13 protein-coding genes are annotated in these 13,722 nt (G+C 41.9%); 10 read left to right on the forward strand and 3 right to left on the reverse strand.

Annotation, left to right across the window (positions count from 1 at the left end; genetic code table 11):
• The first annotated feature begins 23 nt into the window (after positions 1-23).
• The 3 genes from IGI86_RS03955 to IGI86_RS03965 all read left to right on the forward strand — a co-directional run bounded on the left by IGI86_RS03955 (position 24) and on the right by IGI86_RS03965 (position 3,665).
• Positions 24-761, forward strand: a complete 738-nt coding sequence (locus IGI86_RS03955) for a MurR/RpiR family transcriptional regulator (RefSeq protein ID WP_008377233.1) — start codon at positions 24-26, stop codon at positions 759-761.
• Positions 762-916: 155 nt separating this feature from the next.
• Positions 917-2,209: a PTS sugar transporter subunit IIC gene (locus IGI86_RS03960; protein WP_430617753.1), complete on the forward strand. Its 1,293-nt coding sequence runs from the start codon at positions 917-919 to the stop codon at positions 2,207-2,209.
• A 25-nt stretch (positions 2,210-2,234) separates the two neighbouring features.
• The gene (locus IGI86_RS03965; protein WP_087664408.1) at positions 2,235-3,665 is read left to right on the forward strand and encodes a 6-phospho-beta-glucosidase; all 1,431 of its coding nucleotides are present in this window, start codon (positions 2,235-2,237) and stop codon (positions 3,663-3,665) included.
• 45 nt (positions 3,666-3,710) lie between these two features.
• Here IGI86_RS03965 and IGI86_RS03970 read toward each other — a convergent pair whose 3' ends face one another.
• Entirely contained in the window at positions 3,711-4,355 is a 645-nt protein-coding gene (locus tag IGI86_RS03970) for a CPBP family intramembrane glutamic endopeptidase (RefSeq protein ID WP_008377239.1), read from the reverse strand.
• Positions 4,356-4,572: 217 nt separating this feature from the next.
• Between IGI86_RS03970 and groES the strand changes: the two genes are divergently transcribed.
• Positions 4,573-4,857 carry a co-chaperone GroES gene (gene groES / locus IGI86_RS03975; RefSeq protein WP_005225291.1) on the forward strand — a complete coding sequence of 95 codons (285 nt, stop codon included), beginning with the start codon at positions 4,573-4,575 and terminating at the stop codon, positions 4,855-4,857.
• A gap of 32 nt (positions 4,858-4,889) precedes the next feature.
• Positions 4,890-6,518, forward strand: coding sequence for a chaperonin GroEL (groL, locus tag IGI86_RS03980; protein ID WP_005237384.1), 1,629 nt, complete (start codon positions 4,890-4,892; stop codon positions 6,516-6,518).
• A gap of 207 nt (positions 6,519-6,725) precedes the next feature.
• Here the strand turns inward: groL and IGI86_RS03985 are convergent, their stop codons facing one another.
• Positions 6,726-6,923, reverse strand: a complete 198-nt coding sequence (locus IGI86_RS03985) for a hypothetical protein (protein WP_016610551.1) — start codon at positions 6,921-6,923, stop codon at positions 6,726-6,728.
• A 401-nt stretch (positions 6,924-7,324) separates the two neighbouring features.
• On the opposite strand from IGI86_RS03985, the gene IGI86_RS03990 reads away from it, so the two are divergent.
• The 3 genes from IGI86_RS03990 (at position 7,325) to IGI86_RS04000 (ending at position 9,994) form a co-directional block, all read left to right on the forward strand.
• Complete coding sequence (locus IGI86_RS03990) at positions 7,325-8,071, forward strand: YcjF family protein (RefSeq protein WP_016613772.1); 747 nt, start codon at positions 7,325-7,327, stop codon at positions 8,069-8,071.
• Positions 8,072-8,168: 97 nt separating this feature from the next.
• Positions 8,169-8,675: a hypothetical protein gene (locus IGI86_RS03995; RefSeq protein WP_005237370.1), complete on the forward strand. Its 507-nt coding sequence runs from the start codon at positions 8,169-8,171 to the stop codon at positions 8,673-8,675.
• Complete coding sequence (locus IGI86_RS04000) at positions 8,675-9,994, forward strand: glycosyltransferase family 2 protein (protein ID WP_005237369.1); 1,320 nt, start codon at positions 8,675-8,677, stop codon at positions 9,992-9,994. Before IGI86_RS03995 ends, IGI86_RS04000 begins: the two co-directional genes overlap by 1 nt.
• Before the next feature lie 64 nt (positions 9,995-10,058).
• On the opposite strand, the gene IGI86_RS04005 is transcribed toward IGI86_RS04000, so the two are convergent.
• Positions 10,059-10,757 (reverse strand): GntR family transcriptional regulator, encoded by a 699-nt coding sequence (locus IGI86_RS04005; protein ID WP_034868333.1) that lies wholly within the window; start codon positions 10,755-10,757, stop codon positions 10,059-10,061.
• A gap of 199 nt (positions 10,758-10,956) precedes the next feature.
• Between IGI86_RS04005 and IGI86_RS04010 the strand changes: the two genes are divergently transcribed.
• On the forward strand, positions 10,957-12,336 hold the full coding sequence (locus tag IGI86_RS04010) for a glycoside hydrolase family 1 protein (protein WP_005237367.1): 1,380 nt from the start codon (positions 10,957-10,959) through the stop codon (positions 12,334-12,336).
• A gap of 12 nt (positions 12,337-12,348) precedes the next feature.
• Positions 12,349-13,662, forward strand: coding sequence for a PTS sugar transporter subunit IIC (locus tag IGI86_RS04015; RefSeq protein ID WP_005237366.1), 1,314 nt, complete (start codon positions 12,349-12,351; stop codon positions 13,660-13,662).
• Positions 13,663-13,722 lie beyond the last annotated feature (60 nt).

Genomic DNA, 13,722 nt, shown 5'->3' on the forward strand with positions numbered 1-13,722 from the left:
ATTTGTTGGGTGGAGGCAGTGGGATGTTTGATGAAGAAAAAATCAAGACTTTGAACGAGCTTGAAATGGCAGTTTATAAATACATTGTCCAGCATTTTGAAGAGATCGATCAGCTGACGATTCGCGAATTGTCAGCTGCATGCCACGTCTCAACGTCGACGATTTTACGATGTATCACGAAATTGGGCTATCGTGGATATTCAGAGTTAAAGTATGCAATCTGTCAAAAAAAGGAACAAGACGCACGAGCGTTTGATCTTTTCTATGATGCAACGATTCAAGTCAATACATTCTTAAAAAAAGTCAATAATGAAGATTACCGTAAGTTTATCCAACCGGCAGTAGAATTGATTCTTTCCGCACGCCATGTGGCGTTTTCCGGTATCGGCACAAGCGGCATTCTGGGCACCTATGGCAGTCGCTATTTTGCCAACTTAGGCATTAATGCTTATAGCATCGTTGATCCCTTTTTGCCAGTACCGTCTCGTGGAATGGAAAATACGTTAGCGATCATTTTATCGGTGTCGGGTGAAACCATTCAAATGATCAAGCAAACGGAAGACTTCAAACGCTATGGAGCAAAAGTACTCAGCATCACCAATGATGAAAAATCGACGATCGCCCAAATGGCGGACTACAATATATCGTATTATATGCCCGTCGTAAGTGGCGGAAAAGAAGTCGATTTGAACCTGACAACGCAAGTCCCGGTGATTACACTGATCGAACTTTTAGCCCATCAAGTCTACAAGCAAATCTAAGCGATCGTAAAAAAACAGCTTCGGCTGTTTTTTTTGTTGGAACATGTTTCATAACTTAGAAAAGCTATAGGCAAGGGGAATATTATCCATTAAGATTTATTTGTAAGCGAATTCACTGGCCGGTGGATGGAATTTTATTTTAGGAGTGATGTGAGATGAACGAATGGATCAATGAGAAATTATTACCCCCAATATTAAAATTTGTTAATACGAAAGCAATCACTGCATTAAGAAACGGTATGCTTTATACGATGCCCTTTTCAATCGTAGGATCGATTTTCTTACTGTTAGCAAACTTTCCCGTCCAGTCGATTGCGGATTGGGTAACGAATAGCGGCTTAGGTGAATACTTCAACCAAGCCTATGGCGCCTCTTTTGCAATTATGGCCTTTTTCGCCGTAATGGGCATCGCCTATTCGTATGTAAAAGCAGAAGGTTACGAAGGACTCCCTGCAGGAATGATTGGTTTAGTTATTTTCTTATTAACTATGGAGTCAAGTGTAACGGATGCTGAAGCAAATGTGACCATCGCAAATGTCATTGATAAAACATGGACTGGTGGACAAGGCATGATCAGTGCCATCTTAGTAGGGCTTTTTGTGGGTTGGGGCTATACTTGGTTCTTAAAACGCGACATCCGGATCAAACTGCCAGAACAAGTACCCACCAATGTTGCAAACTCATTTACAGCGTTGATTCCGGCAGCTGTTTTGACGACCATCGCATTAGGCATTTATGTTTTCTTTGATAAAGCCTTTCAGACAACCGTGGTCGAATGGATCTACACCGTGATTCAAAGTCCAATGCAAGGTGTGACGGATTCTCTTGGCGGTGCAATGATGCTAGGCTTCTTAGTACCATTCTTGTGGTTCTTCGGGGTTCATGGTTCGACGATCGTGGGCGGCATCATGGGGCCGATTTTACAAGCCAATTCATTAGCAAATACGGCTATTCTTGAATCTGGTAAAGCATTGACATTGGAAAATGGCGGACACATCGTGACCCAACAGTTTTTAGATCAATTTATGACGGTAACTGGTGCAGGAATGACAATTGGCATCGTGCTATACATGGTGGCTTTTGCCCGTTCAGCGCAGTTCAAACAATTAGGACGTCTCTCCCTGATCCCAGCATTCTTTAATATCAATGAACCAATTATTTTTGCGACACCGATCGTCATGAACCCAATCATGGTCTTACCATTTATTTTGACACCGATGGTTTCAGGCGTGATCACGTATTTTGCACTTTATACTGGTATCGTACCGTTATTTACTGCTGTGCAAGTTCCGTGGACGACCCCGCCGATCATTTCAGGATTTCTAGTAGGGGGCATCCGGACCGCTATTTTACAATTTGTTGTTTTAGCAATCGGCTTCTTTATTTACTATCCTTTCATTCGTAAGGTCGATAGTTTGAACTATAAACAAGAAACAGAGATCGTTTAATACCAAGGAAGCAGGTTGAACAGAAATGAATAAACTTAGAAACGATTTTTTATGGGGTGGCGCAGTCGCTGCTCACCAATTGGAAGGCGGCTACCGTGCGGGTGGAAAAGGCGTGAGTGTCGCTGATGTCATGACTGTAGGAGGCAACGGAATTTCTCGCCGAATCACGGAAGGTATCCAACCGGGCGAAAGCTATCCCAATCATGAAGCGATCGATTTTTATCATCGGTATCCTGAAGACATCAAGCTTTTTGCCGAATTAGGGTTGAAGTGCTTCCGAACATCGATTGCCTGGACCCGTATTTTTCCAAAAGGTGATGAACGCGAGCCGAATGAGGAAGGCTTGGCCTTTTATGATCAATTATTCGATGAGTGTTTAAGCTATGGCATTGAGCCGGTTATTACCCTTTCTCACTTTGAAATGCCCTATCATTTAGTTACCGAATACGGAGGTTGGCGTAACCGTAAGTTGATCGATTTGTTTGTCCGCTTTGCAGAAGTTTGTTTTACGCGCTATCAAAAGAAAGTGAAGTATTGGATGACTTTCAATGAAATCAACAATCAAGCAAACTACAAAGAAGATTTTGCGCCGTTTACCAATTCCGGTCTGTTCTTTACCGAAGGAGAAGACCGAGAAAAAATCATGTACCAAGCAGCCCATTACGAACTCGTTGCCAGTGCGAAAGCGGTGGCGCTAGGGCATGCAATCAATCCTGCGTTTCAAATCGGATCGATGATCGCAATGTGTCCAATCTATCCGTATTCTTGCGATCCCAAAGACATGATGGCAGCCACGGTGGCCATGCAGCGCCGCTATTGGTTTTCAGATGTGCATGCCCGTGGACACTATCCGAGATATATGCGTAGCTATTTTGAGAGAAAACAATTTGATTTAGATATCACCCCTGAAGATGAAGCAATTTTGGCAAACGGCTGTGTTGACTACATCGGCTTTAGTTACTATATGTCTTTTGCGATCAAAGGTAAGGAAAATGATCCAACCTATGACTATGATGAGAGCCAAGATCTGGTGGATAATCCCTATGTTGATGCTTCCGAATGGGGCTGGCAGATTGATCCCGTGGGCTTACGCTACGCCATGAATTGGTTCAACGAACGCTACGAATTGCCGCTCTTCATTGTAGAAAATGGCTTTGGTGCCGTAGATACAGTGGAAGAGGATGGGCAGATCCATGATGACTACCGTATTGATTACCTGAAAGCCCATATCGAAATGATGAAAGAAGCAGTAGCTTATGATGGCGTCGACTTATTGGGTTATACACCGTGGGGCATCATTGACTTGGTTTCTGCTGGTACAGGGGAAATGAAGAAACGCTACGGTGTGATCTATGTGGACAAAGACAATGAAGGAAATGGGACCCTTGATCGTCGGAAGAAAGATTCATTTGCATGGTATCAGCAAGTGATTGCGTCCAATGGCATGAAGGTATAAAGAAAAAAAACGTTACGCAAAATTTCTGCGTAGCGTTTTTTTTCTTTAGGGCATTTGGATATAGCCGTAATGAAGCAACAACTGAATAATAATAACTAAAGTGTTCATTCCCACATGGGTAATCATGGAAGTCCAAATGCTGCCGGTCAAGGCATAAAGCCCAGAAAAGAACAGTCCTAAGAAAATATAGACTAAGAGATGATTGTCATTATGGGCAAAGGCAAAGGCTACAGCGCTGACCACTACACCGACCCAAACATTGCTGTATTTCCCAATGATGCCAACTAAGGCTCTGCGGAAGACAAATTCTTCCATAATTGGTCCACCAACCATTGCCGCGAGGGCGAACAGTGGGTTTTGCAGCACAATAGCAATGATATTTTCGGTATTTTGCGAAGCACTGACTTCACCGAAAAGCGATTCGATAAAAATGGCTAGATTTTGCAACAAGATCGCTGCAATAATACCTGTCAGTCCATAAATAAGAATCGATGAAATTTTTGATCTTTTGTGTTCAAACGATAACGGTTCCGTTTGTTTGAAATACAAGAAAAACATGATCGCAGCACCAACTAAATAACCAATCGTTGTTGCGGCCACTTGATGTCCGCTAGGGATGAAGGCGATCGGTAGAAAAAAGACGATGCCGTAAGTAAGAATCGTGGACAAAGAATATTTTGATAAAGACATAGTTGTTTCCTCACACTCCTTTGCTTCATTATAGACTAGGTTGCTTCTAGAAACAAAAAATCCTACTATTTTTATCAATCAAATAGAAATGCAAAAAAAATTTAGCAAAAGGCTTGCAAAAATTTGGGAAAATGAGTAATATTGAAACTGTAAGTTAGCACTCGATACAAGAGAGTGCTAATACTAAATTCTATAACATTCATTGGAGGGATTTATCGTGTTAAGACCATTAGGTGATCGTGTGATTATCGAAGTCGCAAAAGAAGAAGAAAAAACTGTAGGCGGAATCGTGCTTGCATCAGCAGCAAAAGAAAAACCACAAACGGGTACCGTTATTGCAGTCGGCGAAGGACGCACGCTCGAAAACGGTGAAAAAGCTCCTGTTGCTGTCAACGTTGGCGAACAAGTAATGTTTGAAAAATACGCTGGCACAGAAGTGAAATATGAAGGAACAGAATATTTGATCGTTGCTGCAAAAGATATCATTGCAGTAGTAGAATAAGAAAAATAAAAAATACTTGAGGTGATGAAATCATGGCAAAAGAAATCAAATTTGCAGAAGACGCACGCGCAGCAATGCTTCGTGGGGTAGATAAATTAGCAGATACAGTAAAAGTAACCTTAGGTCCTAAAGGTCGTAACGTGGTTTTAGAAAAATCTTACGGTTCACCATTGATTACAAATGACGGTGTAACGATCGCTAAAGAAATCGAATTAGAAGATCATTTTGAAAACATGGGCGCAAAACTTGTTTCTGAAGTCGCTTCAAAAACAAACGATATCGCTGGTGACGGAACAACGACTGCTACGTTATTGACACAAGCAATCGTTCGTGAAGGATTGAAAAATGTCACCGCTGGTGCGAACCCATTAGGTATTCGTCGTGGGATCGAAATGGCAACAAAAGTGGCTGTAGAAGAGCTACACAACATTTCATCAATCGTTGATTCAAAAGAAGCAATCGCACAAGTTGGTGCTGTTTCTTCTGGTAGTGAAAAAGTTGGTCAATATATCGCTGATGCAATGGAAAAAGTCGGCAATGACGGTGTTATCACTATTGAAGAATCAAAAGGGATCGAAACAGAATTAGATGTTGTGGAAGGAATGCAATTTGATCGTGGGTACTTATCACAATACATGGTAACTGACAACGATAAAATGGAAGCAGCGTTAGAAAATCCATACATCTTGATCACTGACAAAAAAATCTCTAACATCCAAGATATCTTGCCATTGTTAGAACAAATCTTACAACAATCAAAACCATTATTGATCATCGCTGATGACGTTGATGGCGAAGCATTACCAACACTTGTCTTGAACAAAATCCGTGGAACATTCAACGTTGTCGCAGTGAAAGCACCAGGATTTGGTGACCGTCGTAAAGCAATGCTAGAAGACATTGCGATCTTAACTGGTGGTACAGTGATCACTGAAGACTTAGGTCTTGAGTTGAAAGATGCAACCATCGATAACTTAGGTCAAGCAAGCAAAGTGGTTGTGGATAAAGACAACACAACGATCGTTGAAGGTGCTGGTGAAAAAGAAGCAATTGACGCACGCGTTCAATTGATCAAAAACCAAATCGCTGATACAACTTCTGACTTTGACCGTGAAAAACTACAAGAACGCTTAGCAAAACTTGCTGGTGGAGTTGCAGTGATCAAAGTTGGGGCACCAACTGAAACTGAATTGAAAGAGTTGAAATTACGTATTGAAGATGCATTGAACGCAACACGTGCCGCTGTTGAAGAAGGCATGGTCTCTGGTGGTGGAACTGCCTTAGTCAATGTCATCAACAAAGTTGCAGAAATCGAAACAGATGGCGATGCAGCAACAGGTGTCAAAATCGTTTTACGTGCATTAGAAGAACCCGTTCGTCAAATTGCTGAAAATGCAGGCTACGAAGGTTCAGTCATCATCGACAAATTGAAAAACGCTGACTTAGGTGTTGGTTTCAATGCAGCAACTGGCGAATGGGTAAACATGCTAGAAGCTGGGATCGTTGACCCAACAAAAGTAACGCGTTCTGCATTACAAAACGCAGCTTCTGTTGCCGCATTATTGTTAACAACTGAAGCAGTCGTTGCCGACAAACCAGAACCAGCAGCGCCAGCAGCTCCTGCAATGGACCCATCAATGGGTATGGGCGGCATGATGTAAGCAAGCCTTGAGAACTCCTCTTTTGAGGGGTTCTTTTTTTGTACGATCAAAAAATACTTTAACACAGAAAAAGACAAAAAACCTCTCTTCTTAGTATTCTAAGCACCAAAGAATTGGTTCATTGCTTGAATAAAAGGAGAAAGGACTGGTAGATATGATCTATCTGTTTGTCTTGTAAAGGCAGCGTGTTTCCTAAGGAACCGTGAATTACAACCGTTCCCAAAATCCTTGCGCAAAACCAGTAATAAATTCATAAAGAGCCGGCAGTATCACCGAAATACATAAAACGACAAAGACCATTTTCTGAACAGCAGTTAATTGTTTGAGGAAATGGTTTTTTGTGAACAATAAATACGCGATACAGATAACGGCAAGCAGCTGCAATAGATCAAATAAAATGGACAAGAAAATCACCTTTTCTGATTAGATTGAATGGACGATAGAATGATGGATTCTCTCAACATAGAGCAAAGAGTTGAATGATATGGTTCTGAGAAAACGTGAAGATCAACGTTTATAAAGAAACGGTATTTCGACTCCAAAGAATGCGAAGATCCCGCTTAAAAGAAAGTAAGTCAATAAGCCTAGATAAAAAAGGACTTTCCAATTCAATTTCTTTTTCATTCGATCCACTCCTTTTGTGTATCATAGCATAAAAAAACGATAATATAAATAAATAATGTTAAGATGCAAATATGCATTTTTTTAGCAAGTGTAAGCTCTCTCAAGCTACATTTTCGCTATCTTGAAAAACCTGAGCTAAAATAGAAAGAGGAACAAAATCATGGCTCACTTTGATTTTTTAAATGAACAACGAGTCGAAAGAAGGAGACATTTCTTTGAAAAAACCATGGATAAAACGCAAAAAGAAACAAAACGAAAATGAATTATTAACGGAACAGTCCGTTCAAGTCGAGCAAAGTCAAACGGGAGAGGAGCTGCAAGAAGAAGCGGAGTTTACTTCTTTTTTTGCGGATGTCATGATGCGAATGCCGAAAAAATCGGCTGCCCTTGTGATGAAAGGCTATGACGGATCAAAAGCCCAAGCGGAAAAAGTGTTAGCGAAAAGCAAGGATCAATTTGATCAGGTGTTTGAGGAGTTTTTGGTTGGCGTAGATGATGAAACGCGGAAAAAAGCCCACCGCACGATCCATGCGGCTTCTTTGACGGCGGCGATCATCGGCTGTTCACCGATTCCTTTTTCAGATGCAGTGTTACTTGTGCCGGTTCAAATGACGATGATGGCACGTTTGTATCGCATTTTTGGGCGAACGTGGCGTGAAGGGTTAGCGAAGAGTATCTCGAAAGAGTTAGTGGTGGTGAGTTTTGGACGCAGTGCCGTTGGCAATATCTTGAAATTTGTCCCAGCAGTAGGCACCGTTGCTGGAGCTGCGATCAATGCCAGTGTGGCTAGTGGTATCACCGAAGCATTAGGCTGGGTGACTGTCAAGATGCTGAATGATGGGGAAGATGTGTTTGAGCAAGTGATGTCCTTTAAAGGCCAATTTCACACGCTGTTCAATGCGTTGAAAGTTGGCAAGAAATCCAAGTAGGTCAAAAAGAAGAACGAAGCAGGTCCATCAAAAGACGACTTGCTTTTGTTGCTTCTTTTTCTTCACAGCAAAAAATACTTTTTAAGGAGTGAGTAAAATGAAACAACGAGTGACACGGGAAGAAGTCAAAGAACGGTTGGTCACCGATGCGTATTTTCAAAAAGGTCGTTCTGCTTTGAAGACCCGCCAAACGATTTTGACGATTCTTGCTTGGCTGATGGTCTTGGTTCCGTTTGTCTGGCTGGCCATCCCGCTGACTTTACCGAATCTAGCGGATCGGATCGCCTTTCGGACATATCTGGAAGAAGCAGTGACTTTTGATTTTTTGGCGTTGTTCCTAGGAATTTCTTTTTTGGTCTTGGTTCTGACATTTACTTTGTTGACCTTGAGGAACAACCGGCGTTTCAAAAGATTGTTGCAAAAGCAATCGATGCATGACGAAGTTGCCTTAGAAAAACGCAAAGAAGTATTAGAAGCTTTTTACGAAGAACGCTTCGGAACGAAAGAAGAGCGTCACGCTGCCAAGTACTATGCCGTTACTCCTGAGCAAAACATTGGAGAAACGGAGATCCAAGAACTTTTCCGTAGAAATGGGGTGGGCTGATGGTTGTCAATTTTGATACTGGGTTCCCGTGGTTGGATACATTTTTAACGGTTGTTTTAATGATTCTGTTCACGTATCCCATTTTAGGCGGCTTTGCTTGGTTCATCGGGGTGATCTGCAATCGTTTTTTGTTCCGCTATCGTCAGTTAGAGTGGATACCGATCCCCGAAGAAATCGAGCCGATGATCACCATTATGGTACCGGCTCACAATGAAGAAGTCGTAATTGAAGACACGATTCATTATTTAATGAACAATCTAAACTACAGCAACTATGAGGTGTTGGTGACGGATGATGGCTCAACGGATCAAACTCCTGTGATACTAGATCGATTGATGGAACAGTACCCGAATCTAAGGGTTTTGCGTATCGAAAAAAACCAAGGGAAAGCCCATGCCTTTAATATTGGTGTAGGGTTTGCTAAAGGGGAATTGATTTTGAGCAACGACGCAGATACGGTCCCTGAACCTGATGCATTGTGGAAATATGTCAATTATTTCATCCGCCAAGATTCCATCAATATCTCTGCCATTACGGCGAATATGGACGTTCAAAATCGCACAACGATCGTCGGGAAATCGCAAACCGTTGAATTTTCAAGTATCGTAGGAATTATCAAACGAACCCAGCAAGCCGTTTTCGGCGTCATCTATGCCTATAGCGGTGCCAACACAATGTATCGTAGAGCCGCATTGATGGACGTTGGTCTCTTTCGACAAAATCGTGCCACGGAAGATATCAGTATTGCCTGGGACCACCAATTCCATGGTTGGTTGTCATTATTTGCGTCACGAGTGATGTTTTTCATGGAGGTGCCAGAAACACTCAAGATGCTCTATCGGCAACGGAAACGTTGGGCGAAAGGCGGAACGGAAGTGTGGTTGACCAATTTTAAAAAAGTTTTCTTACACCCTTTTGAAAATATCGGACGAACCGCCATGTTTGTGGATCAGTCCTTAAGTATTATATGGTCATTCTTTTTCTGGTTGTCTTCGGCTTTGTTTGTTTTTTATCTGATTTATTATGGGGCAACTGGGAATTACGAGCGGATCTACCATATGTTTACGATGGCCTTTCTCTTTGTTTGTTTTGAGATGATTGCAGGGGTCATGCAGCTATTTACCAGCCTTTTGGCGGATGACAACCGCAGCAAGCTGAAGTATTTCCGCTTTGCCCCTTTTTACATGCTGTTTTACTGGATGATTAATGCCATAACGATCGTCACTACCTTTATTCCAGCCGTCAAAACCATCCTTGGCTACGGTAGCGGCGTTTGGGTCAGTCCCGAGCGAACGGCGAAAAAAAACGAAGAATCTTAACGAGTTCACCTTTCCTAGACAATAAAAACAAGTCTGAGTTTTCTTCAGACTTGTTTTTTTGCCATTAAGGTTCAGAAAGATAGTAAATCTCACGATTTTGGTAAGGATAACGAGTTTGTGAAAATTCGAAGGGCCGTCCGTCGGAGAGACGAGCAACTTGTTCTAATTCTAAGATCGGATCATTGGGATCAACTTCTAAATATTTGATATCATAGGAATCCGCTTTGTCGGCACGGATTTTACGTATGGCGGGGCCTATTTTGAGGTGTAAGGAATCAGTGATATATCGATAGATCGAGTGTTCAAGGATCGCCATATCAATATCGGGAATGGTTTTGATGGGCATGATCGTGTACTCCAATTCAAAGGGTTCGTTATCAACATAGCGCAGTCGTACGATATCATAAACAGGTTCGTTTTCTCGCAAGGACAAGTAATCCATTTCGTTGGCTTCTGGGAAACGAACATTGAAACTAATGATTTTACTTTGCACTTTATGCCGCCCGCCATATCGGTTGACTAGACCGATATACTCATTGATCTGTCCTTGGTAGGTCGCTGAATTGACATAGGTGCCATGACCTCTTTTGGTGGAAATCAGGCCTTCTTGCTTCAGTTGATTTAGCGCTTTTTGGATCGTCATTCGCGAGGTTTGAAATCGTTTGGCTAACGCCGTTTGTTCCGGTAGTTTTGATAAAGCTGGAAAAACACCTTCATAAATATTCGTCCGCAACTGATCAACAATCTCTTTGTATTTTGTCATAGTCATCACTCCTTATGTAAAGAAATTCATGGACTTGAGTTTTGTTTGAAGGGGATAAAAACAAGGTATATCATTAAAGAATCAACTGCAATTCAAATGTACAGAAAAAGATTTACATGTGTGTTTGAAAAATTTACATGCCGATTTCACCTAATTATAATAGGTTTTGTAAGCGAATACAAATGATGGAGGAATCACTATGACAACATTTTATTGGGGGAACAGTGTCAGCAGTATGCAGACAGAAGGTGGTTGGAATGAAGGTGGTAAAAGCTTATCCGTTTATGATATACGGGAAGCTTCGGAACAGGCTAGCGATTGGCATGTAGCAAATGATAACTATCATGCGTATACAGAAGACTTTGATTATATGCAAGATTTGGGGATGAACATGTATCGTTTCCAAATTTCTTGGTCAAGGGTCGTTCACGATGGAGATGGTGCTTTTAATGAAGAAGGGATCGCCTATTACGATCGTTTTATTGATGATCTGTTAGCTCGAGGAATCGAGCCTATGATTTGTTTGTATCATTTTGATATGCCCCTGCATCTGGCGAAAACCTATAACGGGTTCATCAGCAAAGAAGTGAAGGACGCATTCATTCGCTTTGGTAAAGAAATGGTGGATCGTTTTGCGGATAAAGTCCATTATTGGTTAACCTTTAACGAACAAAATCTTTTCCACCAAGACCATGGTTTTAAGATCAGCGGCTATTTAGAAGGGGAAGAAACAACAGAAGAATTGTATCAAATTTTCCACAATGTCATGGTTTGCCATGCAGAGATCTGTAACTATCTTCATGAAACAACAAATGCGAAGATTGGCGGCATGCTGGCGTATTCTGAAGCGTATCCAGCGACTTGTCGTCCACAAGACATCAAAGCAGCAAGAGAGTTTGATGAATTTGCGAATTTTACTTTATTAGATTGCTATGCGCACGGCAAGTATTCGGCAGCACAAGACCGATACGTGAAAAATCATCAACTCAATATGAATATTTTACCTGGGGAATTAGAAGCGATCGCAGCGCAGAAAAATGATTACATTGCCTTTAGCTATTATGCTTCTTCTACCTTGAACGCTGAAAAAATCCCTGAAGGAACGCCGCCAAATCGGTACATGACTTTTGGAAAACAAGACAATCCGTATATTGAAACGACGGAATGGAATTGGCAAATTGATCCGCTCGGCTTCCGTGATGTCTTAAATAAAGTCTATCAGCGGTACCGGTTGCCAGTGTTTCCGATTGAAAACGGAATTGGTGTCAGAGAGCATTGGAATGGCAACGAACCGATTCAAGATGATTACCGGATTGCCTACCATCAAGAGCATATTCGAGCGATGTTTGCAGCGATGGTGGAAGATGGAGTGGTCTGTCTTGGTTATCTTGGCTGGGGACTGATCGACATTTTGAGCTCTCAAGGTGATATGGAGAAACGATACGGACTTGTGTATGTCAATCGTGGCAATCATGAGTTGCGAGATATGAAACGTGTGCCGAAAAAATCGTATGAATGGTTCAAAGAAGTGATCAAAACGAATGGTAGTACGATCTATACAAACCCATATGCAGAATAGGAGGAACAGAAAATGGCAGCAGAAAAGCGCACGTTTTTAGATAAATTTACAGAGTTTTCGGTCCGTCTCGGCAATCAGGTTCATCTCAAAAGTCTTCGTGATGCGTTTGCGACCTTAATGCCTGCCTTTATTATCGCAGGGATCGCTGTGTTGTTTAATAATGTCTTCTTTCCGTGGTTCTTAGAAGGGGCTGCCTTGGCGCGAATGCAAGTGTTTGGCAATTCCATCACCAATGGAACATTGAATATCGCCGGTTTGCTGATTGCTCCGATGATCGCCTACTTCCTTTGTCGCAACAAAAATAATCCAAGCGCTATCAATGCAACTTTTGTGGCAACGACTTGCTTAGTGGTCATGTTGGCGATGGCTCATGCCGTGATGCCAGAAGGCGCCCAAGCAGAAGTGACCATCAGTGGTGTGATGCTGTTTGATGATGTCGGGACCAAAGGGATGTTTTCTGGAATCATTTGTGGGCTAGTTGCCACGGAATTATTTATTCGGCTATCAGAAAACAAGCACTTAAAAATCAATTTAGGGGATCAAGTTCCTCCTGCCGTCAGCAAATCCTTCAGCACGTTGATCCCTGCTATTTTAGTGATTTCTTTCTTTGCCTTAGTTGCGACCGTGCTAGCAGCCTTTGATACCGATCTGATTCAAATCATTTCCACAGTGATCCAAGAACCACTGCGTTTATTGAACACATCGATTTTTGGGTTCTTGATCATCTATTCAACGGGCAACTTTCTGTTTACTTTAGGCATTCACCAAACCGTCATCAATGGCACCTTATTAGATCCATTGCTGTTAGTCAATATGAATGAAAACATGCAAGCCGTGCAGGACGGTGCTGCGCCGCCCAATATCTTAAATTCAGCATTCGTGACGGTTTTCGCACAACTAGGCGGGACTGGATTTACGATCAGCTTGATCATTGCAGTGCTCTTATTCGTCCGCAATTACCAACCTTTTCGGGATGTCGTCAATCTATCCCTAGCTCCGGGTATTTTTAATATCAATGAGCCAATCATCTTTGGTTTACCGATCGTCTTCAATTTACCCATGATCATTCCCTTCGTTGCAAGTCCAATTGTGGCGACGTTGATTGGCTACTTTGCTACCGCAGTAGGATTCATTGAGCCACTTTCTGTGATGGTTCCTTGGACGACACCACCAATTCTTAGTGCATTGTTGGCATCAAAAGGGGATTTTAAAGTTGTTTTGGTTCAAGTGATCATCATCGTCGTCTGTGTAGCAATCTATTTTCCATTTTTAAAAATCGCTCAACGGGTTGCAATCAAATCTGCTGAATTGGAGCGGGCAGAATAAAAAAAGGGAATCCTATATTATAGTGACCTACAAAAGTTAGATCAAAATTCTAACGTTTTG

Origin of the sequence: Enterococcus sp. AZ188 (assembly GCF_050544075.1) — a bacterium.
GTDB classification, from domain to species: domain Bacteria; phylum Bacillota; class Bacilli; order Lactobacillales; family Enterococcaceae; genus Enterococcus_D; species Enterococcus_D entomosocium.